General features: G+C 62.1%; 27 protein-coding genes. All 27 read right to left on the minus strand.

Features of this window, described 5'->3' with window-relative positions:
- Positions 1 to 164: 164 nt before the first annotated feature.
- Positions 165 to 905: an RNA polymerase sigma factor FliA gene (gene fliA, locus TU79_RS11965; protein WP_057008163.1), complete on the minus strand. Its 741-nt coding sequence runs from the start codon at positions 903 to 905 to the stop codon at positions 165 to 167.
- Entirely contained in the window at positions 902 to 1735 is an 834-nt protein-coding gene (gene fleN / locus TU79_RS11970) for a flagellar synthesis regulator FleN (protein ID WP_003192912.1), read from the minus strand. The genes fliA and fleN overlap by 4 nt, the downstream gene beginning before the upstream one ends.
- A 105-nt stretch (positions 1736 to 1840) precedes the next feature.
- Complete coding sequence (gene flhF / locus TU79_RS11975; RefSeq protein ID WP_057008164.1) at positions 1841 to 3157, minus strand: flagellar biosynthesis GTPase FlhF; 1317 nt, start codon at positions 3155 to 3157, stop codon at positions 1841 to 1843.
- Positions 3158 to 3168: 11 nt separating this feature from the next.
- The gene (gene flhA, locus TU79_RS11980) at positions 3169 to 5283 is read right to left on the minus strand and encodes a flagellar biosynthesis protein FlhA (RefSeq protein WP_414896206.1); all 2115 of its coding nucleotides are present in this window, start codon (positions 5281 to 5283) and stop codon (positions 3169 to 3171) included.
- A gap of 260 nt (positions 5284 to 5543) precedes the next feature.
- On the minus strand, positions 5544 to 5762 hold the full coding sequence (locus tag TU79_RS11985; protein ID WP_231986865.1) for a hypothetical protein: 219 nt from the start codon (positions 5760 to 5762) through the stop codon (positions 5544 to 5546).
- Positions 5763 to 5919: 157 nt separating this feature from the next.
- Entirely contained in the window at positions 5920 to 7056 is a 1137-nt protein-coding gene (flhB, locus tag TU79_RS11990) for a flagellar biosynthesis protein FlhB (RefSeq protein ID WP_057008165.1), read from the minus strand.
- Positions 7057 to 7059: 3 nt separating this feature from the next.
- Complete coding sequence (fliR, locus tag TU79_RS11995; protein ID WP_057008166.1) at positions 7060 to 7845, minus strand: flagellar biosynthetic protein FliR; 786 nt, start codon at positions 7843 to 7845, stop codon at positions 7060 to 7062.
- A 4-nt stretch (positions 7846 to 7849) separates the two neighbouring features.
- Positions 7850 to 8119 (minus strand): flagellar biosynthesis protein FliQ, encoded by a 270-nt coding sequence (gene fliQ / locus TU79_RS12000; protein ID WP_003214552.1) that lies wholly within the window; start codon positions 8117 to 8119, stop codon positions 7850 to 7852.
- A gap of 4 nt (positions 8120 to 8123) precedes the next feature.
- Positions 8124 to 8867 carry a flagellar type III secretion system pore protein FliP gene (gene fliP, locus TU79_RS12005; protein ID WP_003236875.1) on the minus strand — a complete coding sequence of 248 codons (744 nt, stop codon included), beginning with the start codon at positions 8865 to 8867 and terminating at the stop codon, positions 8124 to 8126.
- A complete protein-coding gene (gene fliO, locus TU79_RS12010) occupies positions 8867 to 9301 on the minus strand; it encodes a flagellar biosynthetic protein FliO (RefSeq protein ID WP_057008167.1) in 435 nt (144 codons plus the stop codon). Before fliO ends, fliP begins: the two co-directional genes overlap by 1 nt.
- 1 nt (position 9302) lies before the next feature.
- Positions 9303 to 9770, minus strand: a complete 468-nt coding sequence (fliN, locus tag TU79_RS12015; protein WP_057008168.1) for a flagellar motor switch protein FliN — start codon at positions 9768 to 9770, stop codon at positions 9303 to 9305.
- A 42-nt stretch (positions 9771 to 9812) separates the two neighbouring features.
- Positions 9813 to 10781 carry a flagellar motor switch protein FliM gene (fliM, locus tag TU79_RS12020; protein ID WP_057008169.1) on the minus strand — a complete coding sequence of 323 codons (969 nt, stop codon included), beginning with the start codon at positions 10779 to 10781 and terminating at the stop codon, positions 9813 to 9815.
- Positions 10782 to 10790: 9 nt separating this feature from the next.
- Entirely contained in the window at positions 10791 to 11303 is a 513-nt protein-coding gene (gene fliL / locus TU79_RS12025) for a flagellar basal body-associated protein FliL (RefSeq protein WP_057008170.1), read from the minus strand.
- 205 nt (positions 11304 to 11508) lie between these two features.
- On the minus strand, positions 11509 to 12858 hold the full coding sequence (locus tag TU79_RS12030; protein WP_057008171.1) for a flagellar hook-length control protein FliK: 1350 nt from the start codon (positions 12856 to 12858) through the stop codon (positions 11509 to 11511).
- A 360-nt stretch (positions 12859 to 13218) separates the two neighbouring features.
- The gene (locus TU79_RS12035; RefSeq protein WP_057008172.1) at positions 13219 to 13557 is read right to left on the minus strand and encodes an Hpt domain-containing protein; all 339 of its coding nucleotides are present in this window, start codon (positions 13555 to 13557) and stop codon (positions 13219 to 13221) included.
- A 30-nt stretch (positions 13558 to 13587) separates the two neighbouring features.
- Positions 13588 to 15306, minus strand: a complete 1719-nt coding sequence (locus tag TU79_RS12040; RefSeq protein WP_057008173.1) for an ATP-binding SpoIIE family protein phosphatase — start codon at positions 15304 to 15306, stop codon at positions 13588 to 13590.
- Positions 15303 to 15608: an STAS domain-containing protein gene (locus tag TU79_RS12045; protein ID WP_057008174.1), complete on the minus strand. Its 306-nt coding sequence runs from the start codon at positions 15606 to 15608 to the stop codon at positions 15303 to 15305. Before TU79_RS12045 ends, TU79_RS12040 begins: the two co-directional genes overlap by 4 nt.
- A gap of 101 nt (positions 15609 to 15709) precedes the next feature.
- Complete coding sequence (fliJ, locus tag TU79_RS12050) at positions 15710 to 16159, minus strand: flagellar export protein FliJ (RefSeq protein WP_057008175.1); 450 nt, start codon at positions 16157 to 16159, stop codon at positions 15710 to 15712.
- Positions 16160 to 16162: 3 nt separating this feature from the next.
- A complete protein-coding gene (gene fliI / locus TU79_RS12055; RefSeq protein WP_057008176.1) occupies positions 16163 to 17521 on the minus strand; it encodes a flagellar protein export ATPase FliI in 1359 nt (452 codons plus the stop codon).
- The gene (fliH, locus tag TU79_RS12060; RefSeq protein ID WP_057008177.1) at positions 17511 to 18275 is read right to left on the minus strand and encodes a flagellar assembly protein FliH; all 765 of its coding nucleotides are present in this window, start codon (positions 18273 to 18275) and stop codon (positions 17511 to 17513) included. Before fliH ends, fliI begins: the two co-directional genes overlap by 11 nt.
- A gap of 10 nt (positions 18276 to 18285) precedes the next feature.
- The gene (gene fliG, locus TU79_RS12065) at positions 18286 to 19305 is read right to left on the minus strand and encodes a flagellar motor switch protein FliG (protein ID WP_003230967.1); all 1020 of its coding nucleotides are present in this window, start codon (positions 19303 to 19305) and stop codon (positions 18286 to 18288) included.
- On the minus strand, positions 19298 to 21073 hold the full coding sequence (gene fliF / locus TU79_RS12070; RefSeq protein WP_003230965.1) for a flagellar basal-body MS-ring/collar protein FliF: 1776 nt from the start codon (positions 21071 to 21073) through the stop codon (positions 19298 to 19300). Before fliF ends, fliG begins: the two co-directional genes overlap by 8 nt.
- 16 nt (positions 21074 to 21089) lie before the next feature.
- A complete protein-coding gene (fliE, locus tag TU79_RS12075; protein ID WP_003230964.1) occupies positions 21090 to 21419 on the minus strand; it encodes a flagellar hook-basal body complex protein FliE in 330 nt (109 codons plus the stop codon).
- Between the two features lie 366 nt (positions 21420 to 21785).
- Positions 21786 to 23162, minus strand: a complete 1377-nt coding sequence (locus TU79_RS12080) for a sigma-54-dependent transcriptional regulator (RefSeq protein WP_057008178.1) — start codon at positions 23160 to 23162, stop codon at positions 21786 to 21788.
- Between the two features lie 4 nt (positions 23163 to 23166).
- On the minus strand, positions 23167 to 24378 hold the full coding sequence (locus TU79_RS12085; RefSeq protein ID WP_057008179.1) for a sensor histidine kinase: 1212 nt from the start codon (positions 24376 to 24378) through the stop codon (positions 23167 to 23169).
- A 109-nt stretch (positions 24379 to 24487) separates the two neighbouring features.
- On the minus strand, positions 24488 to 25963 hold the full coding sequence (locus TU79_RS12090; protein WP_057008180.1) for a sigma-54 dependent transcriptional regulator: 1476 nt from the start codon (positions 25961 to 25963) through the stop codon (positions 24488 to 24490).
- A gap of 168 nt (positions 25964 to 26131) precedes the next feature.
- Positions 26132 to 26428 carry a flagellar protein FliT gene (fliT, locus tag TU79_RS12095; protein ID WP_003230955.1) on the minus strand — a complete coding sequence of 99 codons (297 nt, stop codon included), beginning with the start codon at positions 26426 to 26428 and terminating at the stop codon, positions 26132 to 26134.
- Between the last annotated feature and the right edge of the window lie 6 nt (positions 26429 to 26434).

Here is a 26434-nt window from a genome sequence, read left to right on the forward strand (position 1 = left end):
CTTGTCCAATTCGACCTCCAAGCAGTCTTAAACGCGCCCAGCACCTGGACGCGCCATTTCAATCAACAGGCGTTACACAAAAAGGACTGCCGGGTCCACCACGGGTCGACCCCGCGAAGGTCGTGACCCTCGCGGTATCGTCTGCAGTGTCCCCACACTGCCTGTCAGCGCGCGCGCCACTCTCCCAAACGCCCCCGCAAACGGGCTGCGCACTGGCTATGCAACTGGCTGACACGCGATTCGCTGACCCCCAGGACCTCACCGATTTCCTTGAGGTTCAGCTCTTCGTCGTAGTACAGCGCCAGGACCAGGCGCTCACGCTCCGGCAAGTTGGCAATGGCTTCCGCCAATGCGCCCTGGAAACGTTCATCTTCCAGGTCGCGTGACGGTTCCATATGCGCACTCGCGCCGTCCTCGTGCAGCCCTTCGTGTTCGCCGTCCTGCAACAGGTCGTCGAAACTGAACAGGCGGCTGCCCAAGGTATCGTTCAAAATCCCGTAATAATCATCGAGACTCAATTGGAGTTCGGCCGCAACTTCGTGATCTTTAGCGTCGCGACCGGTTTTTGCTTCAATTGAGCGAATTGCGTCACTGACCATCCGCGTATTGCGGTGCACCGAACGCGGCGCCCAATCCCCTTTACGCACTTCATCGAGCATGGCGCCGCGTATGCGAATACCCGCATACGTCTCGAAACTGGCGCCCTTGCTCGCGTCGTACTTGGTCGACACTTCGAGCAGGCCGATCATGCCGGCCTGAATCAGGTCTTCGACCTGCACACTGGCGGGCAAACGGGCCAGCAGGTGATAGGCAATGCGCTTGACCAGCGGCGCATAGCGCTCGATCAGTTCGCCCTGGCTGTCGCGTGCCGATTTTTTATAGAGGTTGTAGCCGCTGGATGTCATAGCACAGGACCCGCGCTTGTCTGATGCACCAATCGCTCGACGAAGAACTCCAGATGCCCGCGCGGGTTGGCGGGCAGCGGCCAGGTATCGACCTTCTGGGCAATCGCCTTGAATGCCAGCGCGCACTTGGAACGGGGGAATGCTTCGTAGACCGCACGCTGTTTTTGCACAGCCTTGCGCACACATTCGTCGTAGGGAACTGCGCCGACGTATTGCAGGGCGACATCGAGAAAACGATCCGTGACCTTGGTCAGCTTGGCGAACAGGTTGCGCCCTTCCTGCGGGCTCTGGGCCATGTTGGCCAGCACGCGGAAGCGGTTCATGCCGTAATCACGGTTAAGCAGTTTGATCAGAGCGTAGGCGTCTGTGATCGAGGTGGGCTCGTCGCACACCACCAGCAGCACTTCCTGCGCGGCGCGCACAAAGCTGACCACGGACTCGCCGATGCCGGCGGCGGTGTCGATCACCAGTACGTCGAGGTTGTCGCCGATGTCGCTGAACGCCTGGATCAGGCCGGCATGCTGCGCCGGGCTCAGGTGCACCATGCTCTGGGTGCCGGAGGCAGCCGGCACGATGCGGATTCCGCCGGGCCCTTGCAGCAGCACATCGCGCAGCTCACAGCGCCCTTCGATCACATCGGCGAGGGTATGTTTGGGGGTCAGCCCCAGCAGAACGTCCACGTTCGCCAGGCCCAGGTCAGCGTCCAGCAGCATGACGCGACGGCCAAGCTCTGCCAGGGCCAGGGACAAATTCACTGACACGTTAGTTTTCCCGACGCCACCTTTGCCGCCGGTCACCGCGATCACCTGTACGGGATGCATGCTGCCCATTTTATTTCTTTACCTTGTCTTGCTTAGACGCAGGCTACATGGCTTGGCCGCTTGAATCGCTTGCAGACCATCGATGTAGGTACATTTCACGGTGTTCATCCTGCCTCAACCGACCCGTTTTGCCGGGTTGTGGTAAAGGTCGGCGAACATATCAGCCATCGCTTCCTCGCTAGGCTCGTCTTGCATTTGCACACTCACGGCACGGCTGACCAACTGATGACGACGCGGCAGATGCAGATCATCCGGAATCCGCGGGCCGTCGGTCAGGTAGGCGACCGGTAATTCATGGCTGATTGCCAGGCTCAGCACTTCGCCCAGGCTCGCGGTTTCATCGAGCTTGGTGAGGATGCAGCCGGCCAGACCGCAGCGCTTGTAACTGTGATACGCAGCGGTAAGAACCTGTTTCTGACTGGTGGTTGCGAGCACCAGGTAATTTTTCGACTTGATCCCGCGGCCGGCCAGGCTTTCCAGCTGCATGCGCAACGCCGGATCGCTGGCTTGCAGGCCGGCGGTGTCGATCAGCACCACGCGCTTGCGCAGCAGCGGGTCGAGGGCGTTGGCCAGGGACTGGCCCGGGTCGACGTGGGTCACTGGCACATTGAGAATGCGGCCCAGGGTCTTGAGCTGCTCCTGGGCGCCGATACGGTAGCTGTCCATGCTCACCAGCGCGATGTTGTTGGCGCCGTACTTGAGCACGTAACGGGCGGCCAGCTTGGCCAGGGTGGTGGTTTTGCCCATGCCGGCAGGGCCGACCATGGCGATTACACCGCCCTCTTCCAGAGGTTCGATTTCCGGGGTGGCGATCATCCGCGCCAGGTGCGCCAGCAGCATGCGCCAAGCCTGGCGAGGCTCTTCGATGCTGCCGGTCAGCGCCAGCAGGTCGCGCGACAGCGGGCCGGACAGGCCGATGCGTTGCAGACGACGCCACAGGTTGGCCTGTTGCGGCTTGCTGCCTTGCAACTGGTTCCAGGCCAGCGAGCCCAGCTGTACTTCGAGCAGTTCGCGCAGGCCATTGAGCTCAAAGCGCATCGAATCGAACACGCGTTGATCGACGCTGGCGGCCGGGGCCGGCGCGGCAGGACGCGGCGGCTCGACAAAGGTCGGCTCCACCAGCGGCTCGGCAGCGGTCAGCGGCAGGCCGGCGAACAGCTGGCGATTGGTGGTGGTATCGCTGTCGCCGCGCATGCTCAGTTCAGCCTGGGCCGACACAATGCGCGAGGCGGTCTTGCGCAGCTCGTCTTCGAGCTCCATGTTCGGCACACGTGGCGTCAGGGCCTGGGGGGTGTAATCCAGGGCAGCCGTCAGCTCCACACCGCCGGCGATGCGGCGGTTGCCGATAATGGCGGCATCGGCGCCCAGCTCATCACGCACCAGTTTCATGGCCTGACGCATATCGGCGGCGAAAAAACGCTTCACTTGCATAACCCACTACCTCAGCCGTTGGGCCCTACTGTCGCGACGATAGTCACTTGCTTATTGTCAGGAATTTCCTGGTAAGCCAACACGTGCAAATTCGGTACTGCCAGGCGTCCAAACCGCGACAACATCGCTCGGACCGGGCCTGCCACCAGCAGAATCACCGGTTGGCCCTGCATTTCCTGGCGCTGTGCGGCGTCGATCAACGAACGCTGCAGTTTTTCAGCCATGCTTGGCTCCAGCAGAACGCCCTCTTCCTGGCCTAATCCTGCCTTCTGAATACTATTGAGCAAAATCTGTTCCAACCTTGGCTCCAGGGTGATAACAGGCAGCTCGGAGTCAAGCCCTACAATGCTTTGCACGATTGCGCGGGACAATCCAACGCGCACCGAAGCCACCAGCGCGGCGGTATCTTGACTCTTGGCGGCGTTGTTGGCGATAGCCTCGGCAATGCTGCGAATGTCGCGCACCGGCACTTGTTCGGCCAGCAGCGCCTGCAGCACCTTGAGCAACTGCGACAACGAGAGCACGCCGGGCACCAGCTCTTCGGCGAGTTTTGGCGAGGCCTTGGCGAGCAAACCCATCAATTGCTGGACTTCCTCGTGGCCGATCAGCTCGTGGGAGTGCTTGTAGAGGATCTGGTTGAGGTGGGTGGCGACTACGGTGCTGGCGTCCACCACGGTGTAACCGAGCGATTGCGCCTGGCTGCGCTGGCTGACTTCGATCCACACCGCGTCCAGGCCAAAAGCCGGATCTTTGGCGGTGATGCCGTTGAGGCTGCCGAACACCTGGCCCGGGTTGATCGCCAGCTCGCGGTCCGGGTAGATCTCGGCTTCGGCGAGAATCACGCCCATGAGGGTCAGGCGGTAGGCGCTGGGGGCCAGGTCGAGGTTGTCGCGGATGTGCACGGTGGGCATCAGGAAGCCCAGGTCCTGGGACAACTTCTTGCGCACACCCTTGATCCGCGCGAGCAACTGGCCACCCTGGTTGCGGTCCACCAGCGGAATCAGCCGGTAGCCGACTTCCAGGCCGATCATGTCGATCGGGGTCACGTCGTCCCAGCCCAGCTCCTTGGTTTCCTGGGCGCGGGCCGGGGACGGCAGCAATTCCTGCTGGCGCGCCACCTCTTGCAGGGCTTGTACCTTGACCGCGTTCTGTTTTTTCCAGAACAGGTAGGCACCGCCGCCCGCCATGGCCGCCATGGTCAGGAACGACACGTGGGGCATGCCCGGCACGATGCCCATGATCGCCATGATGCCCGCTGCCACAGCCAGGGCCTTGGGCGAAGCGAACATCTGCCGGCTGATCTGCTTGCCCATGTCTTCGGAGCCAGAAGCACGGGTCACCATGATGGCTGCTGCTGTGGATAACAACAGTGATGGCAATTGCGCCACTAAACCGTCACCGATGGTCAGCAGGGCGTAAACCTTGCCCGCATCGCCGAAGGTCATGCCGTGCTGGAAGATGCCCACGGCCATGCCGCCGATGAGGTTGATGAACAGAATCAGCAGGCCGGCGATGGCGTCACCACGCACGAATTTGCTGGCGCCGTCCATGGAGCCGTAGAACTCGGCCTCCTGGGCCACTTCCAGGCGGCGGGACTTGGCCTGGTTCTGGTCGATCAGCCCGGCGTTGAGGTCGGCGTCGATTGCCATCTGCTTGCCGGGCATGGCGTCGAGGGTGAAGCGCGCGCTCACCTCGGAAATACGCCCGGCGCCTTTGGTCACGACCACGAAGTTGATGATCATCAGGATTGCGAACACCACGATACCGACCACGTAGTTACCGCCGATCACCACCTCACCGAATGCCTGGATCACCTTGCCCGCGGCGGCGTGACCGTCCTGACCGTGCAGCATGACCACACGGGTGGACGCGACGTTCAGCGCCAGCCGCAGTAGCGTCGCCACCAGCAGGATGGTGGGGAACACAGCAAAATCCAGCGGCCGCAGCGCGTATACGCACACCAGCAACACGACCACGGACAGCGCGATGTTGAAGGTGAAGAACACGTCGAGCAGAAACGGCGGCATCGGCAACATCATCATTGCCAGCATCACCAGCAACAACAACGGCACACCCAGATTGCCCCGCGAAAGGTCAGTCAGGGTCGTACGGGCCGTGCCGAACATTTGAGAGCGATCCACCACCGGTATTCCTCGTAACGTAAAGCAAACTTTTGACGCCGGGAGGCGACTTGCAGGCGGTATTGCAAGAAGCTGTCCAACTTTGGTTTTGGCTGCAGGATCAAAAATACGGGAGGGGGCTTGCTTCCGACAGCCGTGGGTCAGTCCACCGCTGGAGTGACTGATCCATCGCTATCGGGAGCAAGCCCCCTCCCACATTCTGCTCTGCGTATAGGCTGGATGTGCGCCGTTGGCGCCTTGCGTCATCAAGGTTTTGGTGTGGCTGATCCGATCGGCGGCAGCGCGTACGGGCCTTTGGGCCGATGGATCATGCGGAATGCCATTTGCTGGCCAATCGAAAACTCAATCCCGTCCCAATCACTTTCGTCGACAAATACCTCATCGTCCCAATCATCAGACCCAATCACCCACTCGGCCCTGATCGGATCGTAGGATTTGACAGCACCGCTATACACCTTCAACACCTTTCCCCCTGTATATCCCTCATAAGCTGCGTACAGTTTCCACTGCAATGGAACCGCGCACAGGCGCTGCTGGCTACTGTCAAAGTTGACAGGTAGACGCAACCCAACGACGAGTGGTAGAGATGTAAAAATGCGTCACTGTGGGAGCCACACAGCGTCAGGAATCGCGACGCAGCTCCGGCGGAATCGGCAGGTCCTTGAGCGGGTCCGGCCGTTTGCCTTTACCCGCGCGGTACTGGCGGATCTGATAGACATAGGCCAGTACCTGCGCCACGGCCAGATAAAGGCCGGCGGGGATTTCCTGGTCCAGGTCGGTGGAATAGAAGATCGAGCGCGCCAGCGCCGCCGATTCCAGCAGCAGGATGTCGTTGGCCACGGCAATTTCACGGATTTTCAGCGCAGTAAAGTCGCTGCCCTTGGCCAGCAGCATCGGCGCGCCGCCTTTTTCCGGGTCGTACTTGAGGGCGACGGCGTAGTGGGTCGGGTTGGTGATGATCACGTCGGCGTCGGGCACCGAGGCCATCATCTTGCGCTGGGACATTTCACGCTGCAGCTGGCGGATGCGCTGCTTGACCTCCGGCCGCCCTTCCTGGTCCTTGTGCTCGTCACGCACTTCCTGCTTGGTCATCAGCAGCTTCTTGTGGCTCTCCCACAGCTGGATCGGTGCGTCTATCGCCGCAATGATGATCAACCCGGCGGACATCCACAGCGCGCTCCAGCCCACCAACTGCACGCTGTGGATGATTGCCGACTCCAGCGGCTCGTGGGCGATGCGCAGCAGGTCGTCGATATCCGACGACAACACCGCCAGCGCCACGAACAGAATCAGAATGAATTTGGCCAGGGCCTTGAGCAACTCCACCAGCGCCTTGGTGGAAAACATGCGTTTGAGCCCTGCCCCCGGGTTCATGCGACTGAACTTGGGCGCCATACTGCTGGCGGCGAACAGCCAGCCTCCCAGCGCCACCGGGCCGATCAACGCAGCCAGCAACAAGGTAATCAGGATCGGCAGCACCGCCAACAGCGCGATATTGCCCGAATGCATCAGGTACTGACCCATGGCATCGGGATTGAGCAGCACCTCGCGCGGCAGGCTGAAGTTGTATTTCATCAACTCCAGCAAATCCAGGGCCAGGCCGCCGCCATAGATCAGCAGGGCGCCGGAACCGGCCATCATGGTGGCGACGGTGTTGAGTTCCTTGGAGCGGGCGATCTCGCCCTTTTCACGGGAGTCCTTTTTGCGTTTCTCCGTGGGGTCTTCTGTCTTGTCCTGACCACTCTCGCTCTCGGCCATGGCTCAGCGCGCCCGTGCCAGGTCACGTAAAAACTGCAGGGCGTCGGTCGCCAGCGGTTGATACTGATTGAGAATGTCAGCCAGGCCGACCCAGAAAATCACCATGCCCATCACGAGGGTCAGCGGGAAACCGATGGAGAAAATGTTCAACTGCGGCGCCGCGCGCGTCATCACGCCGAACGCGATGTTCACCACCAGCAATGCGGTGATCGCCGGCAGCACCAGCAACAGCGAGGCACCCAGCACCCAACCGAGACGCCCCACCACTTCCCAGAAATGGTTGACCACCAGCCCCGATCCCACTGGCAAGGTGGTGAAGCTTTCGGTCAGCACCTCGAACGCCACCAGATGGCCGTTCATGGCCAGAAACAGCAAGGTCACCAGCATCGTCAAAAACTGCCCGATCACTGCCGCCGAGACGCCGTTGGTGGGGTCGACCATGGAGGCGAAGCCCATGCCCATCTGGACCGAGATGATTTGCCCGGCAACCACGAACGCCTGGAAGAACAGGCTCAGGGAAAAACCCAGCATGGCGCCAATCAGCACCTGCTCGGCAATCAGCAGCAAGGCGCTGAGGTCAAGGGCGTTGACCGGCGGCATCGGCGGCAGGCCGGGCACGATCACCACCGTGATGGCCACCGCAAAATACAGACGCACACGCCGGGGAACCAGGGTGGTGCCGAACACCGGCATGGCCATCAGCATCGCCGTGACGCGAAACAGCGGCAGGATGAACGAGGCCACCCAGGTACTGATCTGGGTGTCGGTCAGCGCCAGCAGTGATTGCATGGGCTCAGCCGATCAACTGCGGAATACTGCCGTACAGCTGCAGGATGTATTCCATGAAGGTTTGCACCAGCCACGGGCCGGCGACGATCAGCGTGATCAGCATCACCAGCAGGCGCGGCAGGAAGCTCAGGGTCTGTTCGTTGATCTGGGTCGCGGCCTGGAACATCGCCACCAGCAGGCCCACCAACAGGCTCGGCACCACCAGCACGGCGACCATCATGGTGGTCAGCCACAGCGCTTCACGGAACAGGTCGACCGCTACTTCTGGCGTCATGGCCTCATACCCCTCCGAAACTGCCGGCCAGGGTGCCAATTATCAGCGCCCAGCCATCCACCAGCACAAACAGCATGATCTTGAACGGCAACGAGATGATCAGCGGCGAAAGCATCATCATGCCCATGGCCATCAGCACGCTCGCCACCACCAAGTCGATGATCAGGAACGGGATGAAGATCATGAAGCCGATCTGGAATGCGGTTTTCAGCTCAGAGGTGACGAATGCCGGTACCAGGATGGTCAGCGGCGCCTGATCCGGCGTGGCAATGTCGGTGCGCTTGGACAGTCGCACGAACAGCTCCAGGTCGCTGGAGCGGGTCTGCGACAGCATAAAGTCCTTGATCGGGCCCTGAGCCCTGTCGATCGCAACCTGGGGCGTGATGGTCTCGGCCAGATAAGGTTGCAGGGCTTGCTGGTTCACCTTGTCGAATACCGGCGCCATGATGAACATGGTCAAAAACAGCGCCATGCCGGTGAGGATCTGGTTTGACGGCGTCTGCTGCAGGCCCAGGGCCTGACGCAGGATCGAGAACACGATGATGATCCGCGTAAAGCTGGTCATCAGCATGACGAACGCCGGGATAAAACTCAGCGCGGTCATGATCAGCAAAATCTGCAGGCTGACCGAATATTCCTGCGCGCCGGCCGCGTTGGTGCCCAGGGTGATCGCCGGGATCGACAACGGGTCGGCGCCCAGCGCCAGTGGCGCGACCAGCAACAGCATGAGCGTCAATAAAACGCGCATTACTTCTTATCCTTCTGATCCTTGCCCAGCAACTCCATCAGGCGCTGAGCGAATTCCGGCGTGGCAGGCGTGGGCGTGTCCACGTTCACCGGGTTCTTGAGCACGTGCAGCGGGGTGATGCGGCCCGGGGTGATGCCCAGCAAAATCTGTTCGCCGCCGACCTGCACCAGCACCAGCCGGTCACGTGGGCCGAGCGCACGCGCGCCGATCATCTCGATCACCTGGCCGTTGCCCGGACCGATGCGCTGCATGCGACGCATCACCCAGGCCAGCACGAAGATCAGCCCCACCACCAGCAGCAACCCCAGCACCAGTTGGGTCAGTTGCCCGCCGACACTGCTGCCGACCACGGGCGCGGCTGCCCGCGCCACAGGTTCGGCTGCGAGGGCACTCAATGGCAGCGCCAGGCACAGTCCCGCCAGTGAATACTTCATGTCAGCGCAACTTCTTGATGCGTTCGCTCGGGCTGATCACGTCCGTCAGACGGATGCCGAACTTCTCGTTGACCACCACCACCTCGCCATGGGCAATCAGCGTGCCGTTGACCAGCACGTCCAGCGGCTCACCGGCCAGGCGATCCAGCTCGATCACCGAGCCCTGGTTGAGCTGCAGCAGGTTGCGAATGTTGATTTCGGTACTGCCCACTTCCATGGAGATCGACACCGGAATGTCGAGGATCACATCCAGGTTGGGGCCGTCCAGGCTCACCGGGTCATTGTTCTTCGGCACGCTGCCGAATTCTTCCATCGGCAGGCGCTTGCCGGCCGGCGCGGTGGCGGCATCGGCGGCCAGCAGCGCGTCGATATCGTCCTGGCCGACATCGCCGGTTTCTTCCAGGGCCGCTGCCCATTCGTCAGCCAGGGCCTGGTCTTCGGCAGAAGTGTTTTCGTGTTCGGTAGCCATTACATGTCCTCGGCGAAGCAAATATTCATAAAAAAAGAGGGATCAGCGCCGGTTGATCGGCTCGATCACCTGCAGCGCCAGGTTGCCCTTGTGGGAACCAAGCTTGACCTTGAACGACGGCACGCCGTTGGCGCGCATGATCATTTCTTCCGGCAGCTCGACCGGAATCACGTCGCCGGGCTGCATGTGCAGAATATCGCGCAGGCGCAACTGGCGACGGGCCACGGTGGCGCTCAGGGGTACGTCGACGTCGAGCAAATCCTCGCGCAGAGCCTTGACCCAGCGTTCGTCCTGATCGTCCAGGTCGGACTGGAAACCAGCGTCGAGCATCTCGCGCACCGGTTCGATCATCGAGTACGGCATGGTCACGTGCAGATCGCCGCCACCGCCGTCGAGTTCGATGTGGAAAGTCGACACCACAATGGCCTCGCTCGGTCCAACGATGTTGGCCATGGCCGGGTTCACTTCCGAGTTGATGTACTCGAAATTGACCTCCATGACGGCCTGCCAGGCTTCCTTCAAATCGATGAAGGCCTGCTCCAGCACCATGCGCACCACACGCAATTCGGTAGGGGTGAATTCGCGGCCCTCGATCTTGGCGTGACGGCCGTCGCCGCCGAAGAAGTTGTCCACCAGCTTGAACACCAGCTTGGCGTCGAGGATGAACAGCGCGGTACCGCGCAGCGGCTTGATCTTGACCAGGTTGAGGCTGGTGGGCACGTACAGCGAGTGCACGTACTCACCGAACTTCATCACCTGCACGCCGCCCACCGCGACGTCGGCCGAACGGCGCAGCATGTTGAACATGCTGATGCGGGTGTAGCGGGCGAAGCGTTCGTTGATCATCTCCAGGGTCGGCATGCGCCCACGGACGATTCGATCCTGACTGGTCAGGTCATAACTTTTGACGCTGCCGGGCTCGGCAACCATTTCGGTCTGTACCAGACCATCGTCCACGCCATGCAACAGCGCATCGATTTCATCCTGGGACAGCAGGTCCTGCACGGCCATGTCGTGATCCTACTGCAATACGAAATTAGTGAAGAGCACTTGCTCGACGGCGACTTTACCGAGTTCCTTCTGGGACACTTCCTGCACGCTGGCGGTGACTTTCTGGCGCAGCATTTCCTGGCCGACCGGAGTCACCAGGCTGTCGAAACCCTGAGCGGATAACAGCATCACCAGGTTGTTGCGGATCACCGGCATATGCACCTTGAGTGCATCCAGGTCCGCCTGGTTACGCGCCAGCAGCGTCATGCTCACCTGCAGGTAGCGTTGACGGCCGTTCTGGTTGTAGTTGGCAACAAAGGCCGGGAGCATCGGCTCGAAGATAGCCGGTTGCTTGACATTGGCGGCGGTCTCGGCAGCGGGGGCCGGCTTGCTGGCACTGCTGTGCATGATGTACCAGGTGCCGCCCACCGAAGCCCCGATGGCCAGGAGCAGGCCCAGGACAATCATCAGGATAAGCTTGAGTTTGCCCTTGCCCTTGACCTTGCCTTCGGGTGCTTGTGCTGCGTCTTCGCTCTTCGCCATGCCAATAATCCGTCACTATTCGGGGATTCATAGATCTACGGGAAGGCAAGAGCAAGTGTTATGCCAGAATTGTCTGGTAGACAGGCACATATTCCTGTGAGAAGGGGCTGGCTCCCGATAGCGGTGGTTCATTGCCACATACAGTGACCGACACGCGGCTATCGGGAGCAAGCCCCCTCCCACAGTTGATCGGCACAGGCCGAAATCAGGCGTAATAATCGACAGCGCTGGAGCCAATCACGCTGGTCGTTACCGGCGCGACAGCGGCGCTCACTTCATCCTGCTCAGCCGCATCGCCACGGCCCCCCCGCCCACCGCCGCCACTCACACCGCGCATTTGGCTCTGCTGCTGCTGTTGCTGCTCCTGGCCTCGAGACTGGTCGGACACGTTCACGTCCACCTGGCCCATGCCCTGCTGGGCGAACATCTCGCGCAGACGGCCGGACTGGCTTTCCAACGCTTCACGGACCACGGCGTGGCCGCTCATGAACGTCACCTGGGCCTGCTGGTCCGGTGTCATGTTGACCTTGATATCCAGGCGCCCCAGCTCGGCAGGCTGCAACTGGATCTCGGCCGACTTGAGGTTGGCGCTGGAGAGGTACATCACGCGGTTGACCACCTCTTCGGTCCAGCCGCTCTGGTGCATTGCCAGCGGTGCGTTGGCTACGGGCGGCAGCGCATTGGCGGTTTTCGGCGTGGCGGCCTGGGTCAGCGCGGCCAGGCGATCGGCGAAGTTATCGACCCGGGTATCGCTGCCGGCGTTTTTCAGGTCCTTGAGGCCGTCATCGATCAACGCGCCAAAAGCCTTCTCGCCACCCTGATGGGTGCTGTCCTTGGCGGCTTGCTGGTCCACCAGGGTGGCCATGCCGGCGGCGAAGGTCTGCGCGGCGGTAGGCTGATCCTGGGTGGTGGTCGGTGCGCCCTTCTGCGGCGCCTGGCTGGTGGCTGACACGTGACCACCCTGCTCCATCGCCAGGCGCACGGCGGGCATGTCGTCCAGCGGGTCGGCGGCGGGGTCGAAGGCAGGCTTGGCGGCATCGGTTGCCGCGACAGGCGCTGCGACCGCGGGTTGCGTTTTGTCAGCCTTGTCGGGCTTGGCGGCAGCCGGGGCCGGGGTTTCCGGCGGCACCGGCACAGCAACCACCGGCGTCAGCGTGGCCACCAGGGCCGGATCGACCACCGGATCGGCCGGTGGCTGTTGTGCCAGGGCCGGGTCGGCAGGTTTGTCGTCGTCGCTGCTGGCGCTGTCGTCGGACTTGGCCGGCGGCGCGGCAGGCAAGGGTTTGCCGCTATCGGCAACCGCCGGCGTGCTGGCGGCAGGCTTGTCGCTGTCGGCAACAGGCTTGGCCGGGGCCTCGACCGGCTTGTCCCGCATGGGTTTGGCCGCGCTGGTGTCGGGTTTTACGGTAGGTTTGGGTGCCTGGTTGGCGAACACTTGAGCGAAGCCAGGGCCTTTGTCCCGTGGGTCCGCCGCCACTGAAGGTGAAAGGGCGACGGGCGCTTGAGGCTTGGCCGCAGGGGCAGCCTGAAGAAGGGAGTTGGGGGCGACTGGCATAAGTAGGGTCTCCAACTGCATGGGGGTCATGGGATGCAGTTATGGAGATATAGCAAGAGTTGGGCCAGGTTGGGTATATGTCCGTTATTTGGATAATGGCTGATAGTGGTTCCGCCCTTACGGCGGCTCACTTTTGAAAAGCGCAAAAGCACGCAAATGCGCTTGCTCAAAGCAGATCAAAAGCAGGTGATAGCCATCAGACAAATGGAGATCCACTGTGGGAGGGGGCTTGCTCCCGATGAGGGTGTGTCAGCTACCCATAAGCTGACTGACACTCAGCCATCGGGAGCACGCCCCCTCCCACAGTTTGTACAGCGTTCGGCAAACAATCCCATCCCCGCCGCAAGGGCGCAAACCCAATCACCCCACAAAAACCCGCCGCAGCTCCCCTTCATACATCGCCCGAACCACAGCAAACTCCCGGTCAATCTGATCCACCAGCCCGCCAATATCCCCCGCCGACGCCATCTCCAACCGCTGGCACAACAAGGCCAACCGCACCGCCCCCAGATTCCCGCTGCTTCCTTTGAAACTGTGCGCAATCTGCCGCAATGCCTGCGTATCACCACGCGCCGTGCGCAACGCCTTCACCCGTTCTTCGGAGTCATGCAAAAAGGTATCCAGCAACCGCGGATACTCCCCCTCCATCACCTCCTGCAAACCCGCCAGCACCTGCGGGTCCATATGAACATCAATCACTTGCTCGCTCCTTGATCAAGAATCGCCGGATTATGCCAGAGCCTTCCAGCAAAACTCCACGCACACACTGCGCCCGCCATCCGACCAGCCTACAGCGCTGCTCAATTGACGCACCAGGCTGAGCCCCCGGCCAGACAGACGGTCGATATCCGGCGGCCGCGCCAGTACCCGCTCCACGTCAAACCCCTGGCCACTGTCTTCGACGCGCAAACTCAGAGTACCGCCGGTGTCGGTAGGCACCACCTGCACGTGCACGCGCACAAACCCCGTGTCCAGGTGCGTCAGTCGCTCGTTGCGCAGGCGGTAATACTGCGCAAACCCTTCGGCATCGCGCTTTAGACGCGAGTCAAGACCCAGCACGCCGTGTTCCAGGGCATTGGAATACAGCTCGGCCATTACGCTGTAGAGCGCCCCGCTCTGCTCGCGCAGGCCGTGGATTTCCAGCAGCAGCTGCAGCAGGTAGGGCAGCGGGTCGTAGCGCTTGAGGGTGTCGGCGCGAAACTCGAAACTCACCGACCAGTCCAGCGGGCATGACTGGCCGCTGTCAGCATACAAAGGTCCGGTCGCACGCAGCGACTGGCCGGCCTGCAGGGTGATTTCCACCATGCTGATGTCATCGCGCACCTGACCGCGAAACGCCGCCAGCGCCTGCTCGATGTCTTCGAACAGGCGGTCTGGCTCGCGATTGGCGGCAAACACCTGCAGCAAGCGCTCGGCGCCAAATAATTGCTCGTTGGCGTCGGCGGTGTCGAGCACGCCGTCGGACAGCAAAAACACGCGGTCGCCCAGGGCCACAGGCCAGACTTCGGTGCGGTCGTCAAACTGCTCCGCCGACAGCACGCCCAACGGCAAATGCCGTGACATCAACGGCGTGCGCTTGCCGGTGGCAACCTCGTGCACATAGCCCTCGGGCATGCCGCCATTCCACACCTCCACCGCACGCCGCTGAGTGCTCAGGCACAACAGCGTGGCGCAGCAGAACATGTCCGCCGGCAGGATGCGCTTGAGCTTGGCGTTCATCTCGCGCAGGGTCTGGGCCAGGCCGTAGCCCTTGGCGGTCATGCCGTAGAACACTTCCGCCAGCGGCATGGCGCCCACCGCCGCCGGCAGGCCGTGGCCGGTGAAGTCGCCGAGCAGCACGTGCATGTCACCCGACGGCGTGTAGGCCGCCAACAGCAAGTCGCCGTTGAACAACGCATAGGGCGATTGCAGATAACGAATGTTCGGCGCCGCGTTGATACAGCCGGAATGGGCCACCTTGTCGAACACCGCCTTGGCCACCCGCTGCTCGTGCAGCAGGTATTCATGGTGTTTGGCGATCAGGTCGCGCTGCTGCAATACCGTGGCCTGCAGGCGACGCAGACGGTCCATGGCGTTGATCTTGGCCGCGAGGATCACCGGGTTATAAGGCTTGGCCAAAAAGTCGTCGCCGCCGGCATCCAGGCACTGGGCCAGCGCTTCGCTTTCGCGCAGGGAAGTGAGGAAGATCAGCGGCACCAGGGCCTCCCCCGCCAGTTGCTTGATGCGCCGCGCCGCCTCGAAACCGTCCATCACCGGCATCAGCGCATCCATCAACACCAGATGCGGGCGTTCACGGGTGAACACCTCGACCGCTTCAGCGCCGTTGGTGGCGGTAAGCACCTGGTGGCCCTGGCGCCGCACGATGGTCGACAGCAACAGCAGATCGGCGGCGCTGTCTTCGGCGATCAGAATCGTCAGCGCCTCAAGAACAGGGGCCTGGACACTCATTCGATATCGAACAGTTTGTCGAAGTTGGAGATGGCAAGGATCTTGCGCACATCGGAACTGCTGTTGACCACCCGGATATAGGCCTTGTCGCCCCCCGCATGGTCGCGCAGCAGCAGCAGCATGCCCAGGGCCGAACTGTCCATGTAGGTGGTTTCCTTCAAGTCCACCACGACCATCTCGGGCTTGGGATAAACGCCTTCATAGACGTTGCGAAAATCCTGGTGACTACTGAAATCGAAGCGGCCCTTGATCGCAATCGTCAACGTCTTCCCATCCATGGACACTTTTTTTTCGACTGACATTTAACGGCTTCCTTGTCATTGGTAAATGTGACACAGGTTTAGCAGTTGAATGGAATCCGAGCAACACAGCAAATCAATTGCAGGAGGGGTCTGTCCCCGATTCAGAACGGGGATTGGCGGGGAAGACGTTGCGACAGCTCATCGAGCAGCTTCTGCTCGCGTTTGTCTTCCAGCGCGCGCGCTTCGTCGATGTAGCGCTGCACCAGCTTGCGCAGGCCCTCGACCCGGGCATAGGCGGCCTGCCAACTTTCGCGCGCCTTGTCGAGGTTGTTCTGGTGCCAGGCCAGACTCTGGCGTTGTTGGCCAACGGCGGTTTCCAACTGATTGAGAAAGCCCTGGTAACCCATCAGCCACTGGCCCGACACGCCCTTGCTGCCACGGTCGATCCACTGCTGCTGGTACTCGCCGCGAAAGCGTTCAAGGTCGCCCAGCTTGCTTTCGGCCAGACGGACCTGGCCCTGGAAATAACCCAGGCGCTGCACCGCGGCTTTTTCGGCTTTTTCGGCCATCTCCACCACCGGTGCAAGGCGTGCAGAACGCGAGCTGGCCATGGCTTAACCGCCTGGCGCGGGGGCGAAGATCGACTGCAAGTGAGCCTCGCTTTCGCCCATGCTGATGTTGTCGTTGAGGCCCTGGCGCAGGTAGGTCACCAGTTGCGGTTGCAGGGCAATCGCCAGGTCGGTCTCGCGATCGCCGCCGGGCACGTAGGCACCCACGCTGATCAGGTCACGGCTCTGTTGATAGCGCGACCACAGTTGCTTGAACTGCTGGGCGCGTGCCATGTGTTCCGGCGTCACCACCGACGGCATGACCCGGCTGATGGAGGCCTCGATATCGATAGCCGGGTAGTGTCCCTCCTCGGCCAGGCGCCGGGACAGCACGATGTGGCCGTCGAGCACGCCCCGCGCCGAGTCGGCAATCGGGTCCTGCTGGTCATCGCCTTCGGACAATACCGTGTAGAACGCCGTGATCGAGCCCCCGCCCGCCTCGGCGTTACCGGCGCGCTCCACCAGTTTGGGCAACTTGGCGAATACGGACGGCGGGTAACCCTTGGTCGCGGGCGGCTCGCCGATGGCCAGAGCGATTTCCCGCTGGGCCTGGGCGAAACGCGTGAGCGAGTCCATCAGCAACAGGACATTCTTGCCCTTGTCGCGAAAATATTCGGCGATGCGCGTGCAGTACATCGCGGCACGCAAGCGCATCAGTGGCGCGTCATCGGCCGGGGATGCGACCACTACCGAGCGCTTGAGGCCTTCCAGGCCGAGGCTGTGCTCAATGAACTCCTTGACCTCGCGGCCACGCTCGCCGATCAGCCCCACCACGATGATGTCGGCCTCGGTAAAGCGCGTCATCATGCCCAGCAACACCGACTTACCCACGCCGGTACCGGCAAACAGTCCCAGACGCTGGCCGCGCCCGACCGTCAATAATCCGTTGATGCTGCGAATGCCCACGTCGAGTGGCTGGCTGATGGGGTTGCGATTGAGCGGGTTGATCGTGGGGCCATCCATCGGCACCCAGTCTTCGGCCTTCATGCCACCCTTGCCGTCGAGCGGACGACCGGCGCCGTCGAGCACACGGCCGAGCATGCTCATGCCCATGGGCAGGCGGCCGGTGTCGGCCAGCGGCACCACGCGGGCGCCGGGGGCAATGCCGGCGACGCTGCCAACCGGCATCAGGAACACCTTGCTGCCGGAGAAACCCATCACCTCGGCTTCCACCTGCACCGGGTGGTAGCTGTCGTCGTTGATCACCAGGCAACGGCTGCCCATGGCGGCGCGCAGGCCCTCGGCTTCGAGGGTCAGGCCGACCATGCGCAGCAGGCGCCCTTCCAGGATCGGCTGGCCGGGCAACTGCGTGGCCTCGGCGTAGCCGTCCAGGCGCTTGGCGAAGCTGGTGCGGTCAAGGCGCATCCGGGCGGTCCAGGTCGATGCTGATATCGGGTTCGCCCGGGTTCATGGCCTGTTCGTGCTGCTGGTCGAGCAATTTGGCCATGATCTGGCTGATGCGGGTTTCCACCGTGGCATCGATGCGGCTGTGTTCGGTCTCGACCCGGCAGCCACCGGGCTGCAGCGCGGCGTCCTCGACGATGCGCCAGGTTTCTTCATGGCGCTCGCGCAAGGCTTTGACCTGCTCGAAATCCTGCGGATTGATGTACAGCCGCACATTGCCGACGCCCAGGGGCAGCAATTTGAGCGCTTCGCGCATCACGCCTTCGATCTGGCTGGAGTCCAGCACCAGTTCGCGCTGGATCACCTGGCGCGTGATGTGCTGCACCAGCGCAACCATGGATTTTTCGATCTGCGCGTCCTGCCCCGCGATGGGCTCGAACAGGCCGCCCATCAGGCGCTCCAGGCTGGCGAGCTGGACGCCCAGCGCCACCTCGGCCTCCTGTCGCACCTTGAGGGTGGTGCTGCGAAAGCCGTCTTTCTCGCCCGCAGCGAAGCCTTCGTTGTAGGCCTCCTGGCGGATGGCTTCCAACTCTTCGAGGGTCAGCGGCTGGACTTCGTCCAACGGCACTTCTTCCATCTCCACCGGGGTTTCCACCACCGGTGCGGGTTCAGGCTCCGGCACATGCGGGTCGAAGCTGGGCAACGACCAGATGTCGAACCCGCCCACGTCCCGCGCGCGAATCAGGTCGCTGGGCGTTTCATCTTTGCTCGACATGGGCAGCGCCTTAGATCATTTCTTCGCCGCCCTTCCCGCCGAGAACGATTTCTCCGGCTTCGGCCATACGGCGGGCAATCGTGAGGATTTCCTTCTGCGCGGTTTCGACGTCGCTGACGCGTACCGGCCCCTTGGCTTCGAGGTCGTCGCGCAGCAGTTCGGAGGCGCGCTTGGACATGTTCTTGAAGATCTTTTCCTTGACGTTCTCGTCGGAGCCCTTGAGCGCCAGCACCAGCACATCCGAGGACACCTCGCGCAGCAACGCCTGGATGCCACGGTCGTCGACATCGGAGAGGTTGTTGAACACGAACATCAGGTCTTCGATCTGGCCGGACAGGGTGTCGTCGATCTCGCGGATCGAGTCCATCAACTGGCCTTCGACCGAGCTGTCGAGGAAGTTCATGATATCGGCCGCGCGCTTGATACCACCCAAGGTGGTGCGCGAGGCATTCGAGTTGCCGGAGAACTGCTTCTCCAGAATCGTGTTGAGTTCTTTCAGCGCGGCCGGCTGCACGGTATTCAACGACGACACGCGCAGGATGATGTCCAGGCGCACTTTATGATCGAAGTGACCGAGCACTTCGCCGGCCTGGTCCGGGTCCAGGTACGCCACGACAATGGCCTGGATCTGCGGGTGTTCGTAGCGGATCACGTCGGCCACCGCGCGCGGCTCCATCCACTTGAGGCTGTCCAGGCCGCTGGTGTTGCCGCCCAGCAGGATGCGGTCGATCAGGCCGTTGGCCTTGTCTTCGCCGAGCGCCGAGGTGAGCATCTTGCGAATGTAGCTGTCGGAGCCGACGCCCAGGCTGGTCTGATCGCCGACAATCTCGACGAACTCGCTCATCACCTGCTCGACTTGCTCACGGTGCACATTGCGCATCTGCGCCATGGCCACACCCACGCGCTGAACCTCTTTGGGTCCCATGTGACGCAGCACCTGGGCGGCGTCGGTTTCGCCCAGCGACAGCAGCAGCACGGCGGCTTTGTCGACTCGGGAGAGCTTGGCAACAGCGGCTCGATTATCACTCATCTGCGTTGATCCACTCTTTCACGACCTGAGCCACACGGCCCGGGTCTTCTGCTACCAGACTCTTGATTGCGTTCAGCTGAGCGTCATAGCCTTCGCTCGGGCTGGGCAACAGGATGCTTTGCGGGCCGCCGAGGCTGACGCGGTCGTTGGCCAGTTCGCCGTCCAGGCCGCCCATGCCACCCAACTCCACATCGCCACCGGCCAGGGCCAGTTGTTTCTTGCCGTTGCCGGTGATGTTGTTGAGCACCGGACGCAGCACACCGAACACCAGCACCAGGATGAACAACACCCCCAGCACTTGCTTGACGATGTCCCAGAACCACGGCTGGGTGTAGAACGCCGCTTCAGCGATGACTTCGCCACGCTCGGCGGAGAACGGCATGTTGATCACGCTGACGCTGTCGCCACGGCTGGCGTCGAAACCGACGGCATCCTGCACCAGGCGGGTGAAGCGCGCCAATTCGTCGGCGGTCCACGGCGCACGGGTCACGGCACCGTCGGCGGCGTTGACCTTGACCTGGTCATCGACCACCACCGACACCGACAGGCGATTGATGCGGCCCTGCTGCTGCTTGGTGTGGCTGATGGAACGGTCGAGCTCGAAGTTCTTGGTGGACTGGTTACGTTTGTCGGCCGGGTACGGCGCGAGCATCGGCTGGCCGGTGGCAGGGTCCATGATCTGCTGGCCGTTGGCATCGAGCAGCGGCTGGCCGGCGGCAATGGCGCCCGCAGTCGCGGCGGCGCCTCCGGTGGTTTGCGGGGCGGTGGCCGGGGTCGGTGGCTGGTTGCTCAGGGCACCCGGCACACCTTGCGGGCCGCTGCTGGCGGTACGTTGCTCACTGGTCGATTGTTCGCTGCGCAGCGCAGGCTGGTCCGGGTTGAACTGCTCGGAGGTCGACTCGACGGCGCTGAAGTCCACATCGGCGGACACTTCGGCCTTGTAGCGGTCGTTGCCCAGCACCGGTTGCAGAATGTTATGCACCCGCTGGGTGAGCATGCTTTCCATGCGGCGGCTGTAGTCGAACTGCTTGCCGGCCTGGGTCAGCGCGGAGTTTTCGGCCATGTCCGACAGCAGGTTGCCCTTCTGGTCGACCACGGTGATTTGCGACTTGCTCAATTCGGGAACGCTGGTGGCCACCAGATTGACGATTGCCAGCACTTGGCCAGGCTCCAGGGAGCGACCGGAAAACAGCTCAACCAGAACCGAGGCGCTGGGCTTGCGCTCGTCACGCACGAACACCGAGCTTTTCGGAATCGCCAGGTGCACACGGGCGCCCTTGACGTTGTTGAGGCTGGAGATGGTGCGTGCCAGTTCGCCTTCAAGGCCACGACGGTAGCGCGTCGCTTCCATGAACTGGCTGGTGCCCAGGCCCTGGTCCTTGTCGAGGATTTCGAAACCGATATTGCTGTCGGACGGCGTCACGCCGGCGGCGGCCAGCTTCATGCGGGCACGGGCCACGTCATCAGCCTTGACCAGCAAGGCGCCGGAGTTGGGTTCTACGGTGTAGGCAATGTCGGCGGCGGCGAGGGTTTCCATGATCTGCTTGGAATCCATGCCCGCCAGGCTGCCGTACAGCGGACGGTAATCGGGTTGCTGTGACCACAGCACCACGGCAAAACCAATCGCCACGCTCGCTGCCAGGCCGACCATCAGGCCGACCTGACGCAGCATGGTCATTTCCGAGAGATTTTCCAGGAACGACAGGCCAAACAGCGGCGGCTTGCCACCGGCCTTGGCGGGTACGTTATCGGTGACTGCTTCTGCCATGACTTAACTCTCGCCCTTAAACCGGCATCTGCATGATGTCTTGGTAAGCCTGAACCACTTTGTTACGCACTTGGGTCAAGGCTTGAAAGGAAACGCTGGCCTTTTGCGAAGCAACCATCACATCGGTGAGGTCCACGCCGCTTTTGCCGATTTCGAACGCGGTGGCCAACTGGCTGGAAGCTTGCTGGGTATCGCTGACCTTGTTGATGGCCTGACCGAGCATGTCGGCAAAATTGCTTTGGCCCAATTCCGGCACGGGTGCGACGGATTTCGGCCGGGCCATGGCATCCATTTGCATGGAGCGCATATCCAACATCAACCGATTGAACTCAATACCCTGGCTCATGACCTTCTCTCTCCGACAACCCGCAAATTTTTGACACTACGCAGCAGTTATCAGGGGTAGGTGCAACAAGGGTGCCAGCTCTTAAGCAACTCGTAAGAAAAGGCGACAAAGCTGGTCGGACTATATTTCACCCTGCCCCTAACGACGACTCCCGTGGCGAACGGGCTTGCCCCGCGTTGGGTTGCGAAGCGACCCCAATCAAAGGAAGGCACGGTGTACCTGATGCTGCTCAGAGCCTGGTTTTGGGGCTGCTGCGCAGCCCAACGCAGGGCAAGCCTGCTCGCCACGGAGAATCTGAGCTTTTATTGAACGGCATTGGGACGACCCTGCTTGCCACAGGGCTGAACAAACCTGTGAAGGGTTGAATCAGGTGGCGAAGAGGTAGGCTTCGACGTCCATGCCGGCGTCGCGCATCTGCGCCAGCTTGTAGCGCAGGGTGCGCGGGCTGATACCGAGGCGCTCGGCGGCCTCTTTGCGGCGGCCGCGCTCGGCACGCAGGGTGTCGATGATCATCTGAAATTCGCGGCGACGCAGGTCGTCGCCCAGCGCGCCGGCAGATTCGCCCTCGGTGACCACAGGCGCCGGTGCCAGGCTTGGCAACGGCGCCGCGCCCGTGCCGGTGGCCAGGCAAAAGTCCTGCGGCTGGATCAAGCCGCCCTGCTGCAGGATCAACGCCCGCTGGATGGCGTTGTCCAGTTCGCGCACATTACCCGGCCACGGGTAGTCGATCAGACAGGCCTGGGCCTCGGCCGACAGCCGTGCCTGGGCATGCTTCATTTTTTTGACGTGGTTGCGCAACAGGCGCTCGGCCAGCGGGATGATGTCCGCCGGGCGCTCGCGCAACGGGCGCCAGGCCAAGGGAAATACCGACAGCCGGTAGAACAGGTCTTCGCGAAAGCGCCCCGCCGCCACTTCGCCCGCCAGATCGCGGTTGGTGGTGGCAACCACGCGGATATCCAGCTGAATCGGCTTGCGCGCGCCCACCCGCTCCACCTCACGCTCCTGCAATACCCGCAGCAGCTTGGCTTGCAGGCCCAGGGGCATTTCCGAGATCTCATCGAGCAGGATCGTGCCGCCGTCCGCCTGCTCGAACTTGCCAGCCTGAGCCGCGATGGCACCGGTGAACGAACCCTTCTCATGGCCGAACAAGGTGGCCTCGAGCATGTTGTCGGGGATCGCTGCGCAATTGATCGCGATAAACGGTTGTTTGGCGCGGCTCGACTGCTGGTGGATATAACGCGCCAGCACTTCCTTGCCGGTGCCGGACTCGCCGGAGATCAGCACGGTGGAGTCGCTGCGCGCCACACGGGCGGCCAGTTCCAGCAATTGGGCACTGGCCGGCTCGAAGGCAATCGGGCCCTCGCCGTCGGGATTGGAAATAACCCCAAGGGCGTGCCGGGCAACCAGTTCGATCAGCGCCTTGGGCTCGAACGGCTTGACCAGATAATCCGCCGCGCCCTGGCGCATGGCGTCCACCGCGCGCTCGACGGCGCCGTGGGCAGTCATCAGCAGCACCGGCAATTGCGGGTGCCGCGCGCGCAGCAGGCCGAGCAACTGGTGACCGTCCATGCCGGGCATGTTCACATCGCTGACCACCAGACTGAAGGCCTCCTGCTCCACGGCTGCCAAGGCTTCTTCGGCGGAACCGACCGCGCAATAGTCATGGCCCGCCAGCAGCAGCGTGTCAGCCAATGCCTCACGCAGGGCACGATCGTCCTCCACCAACAAAACCTTGATAGCCATATCCTTACTCCGTGCCTGCCGCGCTGGTAAACAGCGGCAAGGTCATCAATGCACAGGTGCCACGCCCCAGCCGGGAGTGCAGCAACAATTCTCCCTGATGGGCACGCGCCACTGCCTTGACCACGGTCAGGCCCAGGCCCGTGCCGTTGGTCTTGGTGGTAAAAAAAGGTTCGCCCAGGCGTTGCAGCACCAGCGGGTCGATGCCGCTGCCACTGTCGCTGATGCACAGGCGCAGGGTTTGCTCGCGGCTGTACAAGTGAATCTTCAGGCGTGCGCCGGGACCGCTGGCCTGGGTGGCGTTTTCGATCAGGTTGAGCAGCGCGCCCACCAGGGTGTCGCGGTTGCACAGCAGTTCACCCAGGTGGCTGTTGCACTGCCAGCGCACTTGCACGTCCTGGATATGGGTGGCGGCGGCGGCCTGCAACGCCTGCATCAGCGCCGCCGGGGTGACGCGGTCGGTCAAAGGCAATTCGCCGCGGGCAAACACCAGCATGTCGCGCACCTGATGCTCCAGCTCATGCAGGCGCTCTTTGAGGCGCCCGGCAAAGCGCTGGTGGGTGGCGGCGGGCAGTTGCTCGTCAGTCAAATGACTGGCGTAGATCAGCGCGGCCGACAGCGGCGTGCGGATCTGATGCGCCAGAGAGGCGACCATCCGGCCCAACGACGACAGTCGTTCGTGGCGCGCCAACTGGTCCTGCAGGTGCCGGGTTTCCGTCAGGTCGTTGAGCAGCACCAGTTGACCGGGCTCGGCGTCCAGGGAGCGGGTGGCAATGGACAGGCGGCGCCCGTCCTTGAGGGAGATTTCGTGACCGTCGTCTTCACGGGGCGCAAAGCAGCGGGTGATAACTTCACGCCACAGCTCGCCTTCGAGCGGCAGGCCGAGCATGTCGCAGGCGGCCGGGTTGGCCTCGCGCACGCGGCCCTGATCGTCAATCACGATGACGCCACCGGGCAACAGCGACAGCAGGTTTTGCAGGCGGTTGGCCAGGCGTTCTTTCTCGGCCAACTCTTGCATGCGCTGGGCGCTGACCACCGCCAACTCACCCTTGAGCTCGGAAACCCGGGCTTCCAGCAGGCTGTAGGAGTCGGTCAGTTGGCTCGACATCTGGTTGAACTGGGAGAACGCCTGCTCAAGACCCTGGCGGATCGGCGACTCTACAGGCGGAACCAGCCCCTGGATGGCAGGGGCCGAGGATAGCTGGGCGGCGTGGGGCATGATGCTCTCTCGCTGGCTGACCGTCAGTTAAACGGAACGTTGCGAGAGCTGTAGCAATACCCGTGCCTAAAAAAATAAGCTTATTTTTCAGTCAGTTGAAAAACAGGCGTCAATCATCTGCCTGTTCATCGCCATCCCGACGACTCATTCCGTACTTGCGCATCTTCTCCACCAGGGTGGTGCGACGGATGCGCAGACGTTCGGCGGCGCGGGCGACGATGCCGTTGGCATCGTCCAGCGCCTGCTGGATAAGACCTTGTTCGAGATTGCCGAGATAGTCCTTCAGGTCCAGGCCTTCGGGCGGCAGCATGGCAGTGGAACCGAAGTCCGGGGTGTGGCCGTTGATGGCCACCCGCTCTTCCATGTCACTGCGCAGACTGTCAACCATCTGCTCGTCTTCATCGTCGACGTAGCGGAATTTTTTCGGCAACTCGACCACGCCGATCACGCCATAGGGATGCATGATCGCCATGCGCTCCACCAGGTTGGCCAGCTCACGCACGTTGCCCGGCCAGCCGTGACGGCACAGGGACATGATCGCAGCCGAGTTGAAGCGGATCGAGCCGCGCTTTTCGTGTTCCATGCGCGAGATCAGTTCGTTCATCAGCAACGGGATGTCTTCCACGCGCTCGCGCAGCGGGGCCATCTCGATGGGGAATACGTTGAGGCGGTAGTACAGGTCTTCGCGAAAGCTGCCGACCTCGATCATGCTTTCGAGGTTTTTGTGGGTGGCGGCAATGATGCGCACATCAACGCTCTGGGTCTTGTTGCTGCCCACACGCTCGAACGTGCGCTCCTGCAACACGCGCAACAGCTTGACCTGCATCGGCAGCGGCATGTCGCCGATTTCGTCGAGGAACAGGGTGCCGCCGTTGGCCAGTTCGAAGCGCCCGGCACGGCTGGTGATGGCGCCGGTGAAGGCGCCCTTCTCGTGGCCGAACAGTTCGCTTTCGAGCAGCTCTGCCGGGATCGCCCCGCAATTGACCGGCACAAAGGGTCCGTCGCGCCGCTTGGAGTGATAGTGCAGGTTGCGCGCGACCACCTCCTTGCCGGTGCCGGACTCGCCAAGGATCAGCACGCTGGCGTCAGTGTCGGCCACTTGCTGCATCATCTGGCGCACGTGCTGGATGGCACGGCTGGTACCGACCAGGCTGCGGAACAGGTTGGGCTCGCGGTGACGGCCGCGCTCGCGGGCCTGGTCGTACATCTCGCGATAGACCTGGGCACGGTGCAGGGAGTCGAGCAATTTGCTGTAGCTGGGCGGCATTTCCAGGGTGGACAACACGCGGCGGCGCTGGTCTTCGGGCAACTCGACCGAAGAAATATCGCCCATCAGCAACACCGGAAGGAACTCATCCCAGGTAGACAGTGTCTTTAACAAGCCCAAAACTGCGCCAGGAGCGTTTACCGTCCCGATCAGCACACAGATGACTTCACGGCTCGATGACAATGAGCTGACCGCCTGCTGCCAATCATGGCTGCCGCAGGGCAGATTTTCTTCGCCAAGAAAATTCAAAATCACCGCCAAATCGCGGCGGCGAACGCTATCGTCATCAATCAGCAGAATTTTGGTTTCACGCCACATGCAATAGCAACTTCCCTAGTAAAACTTCCTGCCCCAGTGTGAGGGCAATCAAGACGCCTGTAGGACTTATTACCTTGTAGACGTCTGAAATCTGAAAACAACACTAGTTAAGTCAAAAAAACCTGCGCAGTCAAATTTATGACGCGCATTAGGGTTAACCGACTCTGTTCAACCAAACAGATGGTAGACCTTTGACGCGTTTTTTGCCTGGTTGATCTGCGACATCTCTTCGAAAATCGCCTGCCTCTCCCCCGTCGTCACCTCAAGCAACTGCTGATACACCGCCAGCAGGCTTTCCAGCTTTTCACGCAACGCGTCCTCGTTGACCGGCGCTTCACTGAGCACCTGGTCGATCACATCGCGACAGCCCAGATCGAGTTCGCCGATGGCCTCCCAGTTGCGGTCCGCCAGCGCACCCACCAGCGCCTCACGGGTTTCATCAATGCGTTGCAGTGCATGGCTCATGACGTA

Origin of the sequence: Pseudomonas trivialis, from assembly GCF_001439805.1 — a bacterium.
GTDB lineage: Bacteria > Pseudomonadota > Gammaproteobacteria > Pseudomonadales > Pseudomonadaceae > Aquipseudomonas > Aquipseudomonas trivialis.

Coding starts and splice junctions, on each gene's coding strand:
- fliA (WP_057008163.1), bottom strand. CDS start 905: ATGACATCCAGCGGCTACAACCTCTATAAAAAATCGGCACGCGACAGC.
- fleN (WP_003192912.1), bottom strand. CDS start 1,735: ATGGGCAGCATGCATCCCGTACAGGTGATCGCGGTGACCGGCGGCAAA.
- flhF (WP_057008164.1), bottom strand. CDS start 3,157: ATGCAAGTGAAGCGTTTTTTCGCCGCCGATATGCGTCAGGCCATGAAA.
- flhA (WP_414896206.1), bottom strand. CDS start 5,283: ATGTTCGGCACGGCCCGTACGACCCTGACTGACCTTTCGCGGGGCAAT.
- flhB (WP_057008165.1), bottom strand. CDS start 7,056: ATGGCCGAGAGCGAGAGTGGTCAGGACAAGACAGAAGACCCCACGGAG.
- fliR (WP_057008166.1), bottom strand. CDS start 7,845: ATGCAATCACTGCTGGCGCTGACCGACACCCAGATCAGTACCTGGGTG.
- fliQ (WP_003214552.1), bottom strand. CDS start 8,119: ATGACGCCAGAAGTAGCGGTCGACCTGTTCCGTGAAGCGCTGTGGCTG.
- fliP (WP_003236875.1), bottom strand. CDS start 8,867: ATGCGCGTTTTATTGACGCTCATGCTGTTGCTGGTCGCGCCACTGGCG.
- fliO (WP_057008167.1), bottom strand. CDS start 9,301: ATGAAGTATTCACTGGCGGGACTGTGCCTGGCGCTGCCATTGAGTGCC.
- fliN (WP_057008168.1), bottom strand. CDS start 9,770: ATGGCTACCGAACACGAAAACACTTCTGCCGAAGACCAGGCCCTGGCT.
- fliM (WP_057008169.1), bottom strand. CDS start 10,781: ATGGCCGTGCAGGACCTGCTGTCCCAGGATGAAATCGATGCGCTGTTG.
- fliL (WP_057008170.1), bottom strand. CDS start 11,303: ATGGCGAAGAGCGAAGACGCAGCACAAGCACCCGAAGGCAAGGTCAAG.
- TU79_RS12030 (WP_057008171.1), bottom strand. CDS start 12,858: ATGCCAGTCGCCCCCAACTCCCTTCTTCAGGCTGCCCCTGCGGCCAAG.
- TU79_RS12040 (WP_057008173.1), bottom strand. CDS start 15,306: ATGAGTGTCCAGGCCCCTGTTCTTGAGGCGCTGACGATTCTGATCGCC.
- TU79_RS12045 (WP_057008174.1), bottom strand. CDS start 15,608: ATGTCAGTCGAAAAAAAAGTGTCCATGGATGGGAAGACGTTGACGATT.
- fliJ (WP_057008175.1), bottom strand. CDS start 16,159: ATGGCCAGCTCGCGTTCTGCACGCCTTGCACCGGTGGTGGAGATGGCC.
- fliI (WP_057008176.1), bottom strand. CDS start 17,521: ATGCGCCTTGACCGCACCAGCTTCGCCAAGCGCCTGGACGGCTACGCC.
- fliH (WP_057008177.1), bottom strand. CDS start 18,275: ATGTCGAGCAAAGATGAAACGCCCAGCGACCTGATTCGCGCGCGGGAC.
- fliG (WP_003230967.1), bottom strand. CDS start 19,305: ATGAGTGATAATCGAGCCGCTGTTGCCAAGCTCTCCCGAGTCGACAAA.
- fliF (WP_003230965.1), bottom strand. CDS start 21,073: ATGGCAGAAGCAGTCACCGATAACGTACCCGCCAAGGCCGGTGGCAAG.
- fliE (WP_003230964.1), bottom strand. CDS start 21,419: ATGAGCCAGGGTATTGAGTTCAATCGGTTGATGTTGGATATGCGCTCC.
- TU79_RS12080 (WP_057008178.1), bottom strand. CDS start 23,162: ATGGCTATCAAGGTTTTGTTGGTGGAGGACGATCGTGCCCTGCGTGAG.
- TU79_RS12085 (WP_057008179.1), bottom strand. CDS start 24,378: ATGCCCCACGCCGCCCAGCTATCCTCGGCCCCTGCCATCCAGGGGCTG.
- TU79_RS12090 (WP_057008180.1), bottom strand. CDS start 25,963: ATGTGGCGTGAAACCAAAATTCTGCTGATTGATGACGATAGCGTTCGC.
- fliT (WP_003230955.1), bottom strand. CDS start 26,428: ATGAGCCATGCACTGCAACGCATTGATGAAACCCGTGAGGCGCTGGTG.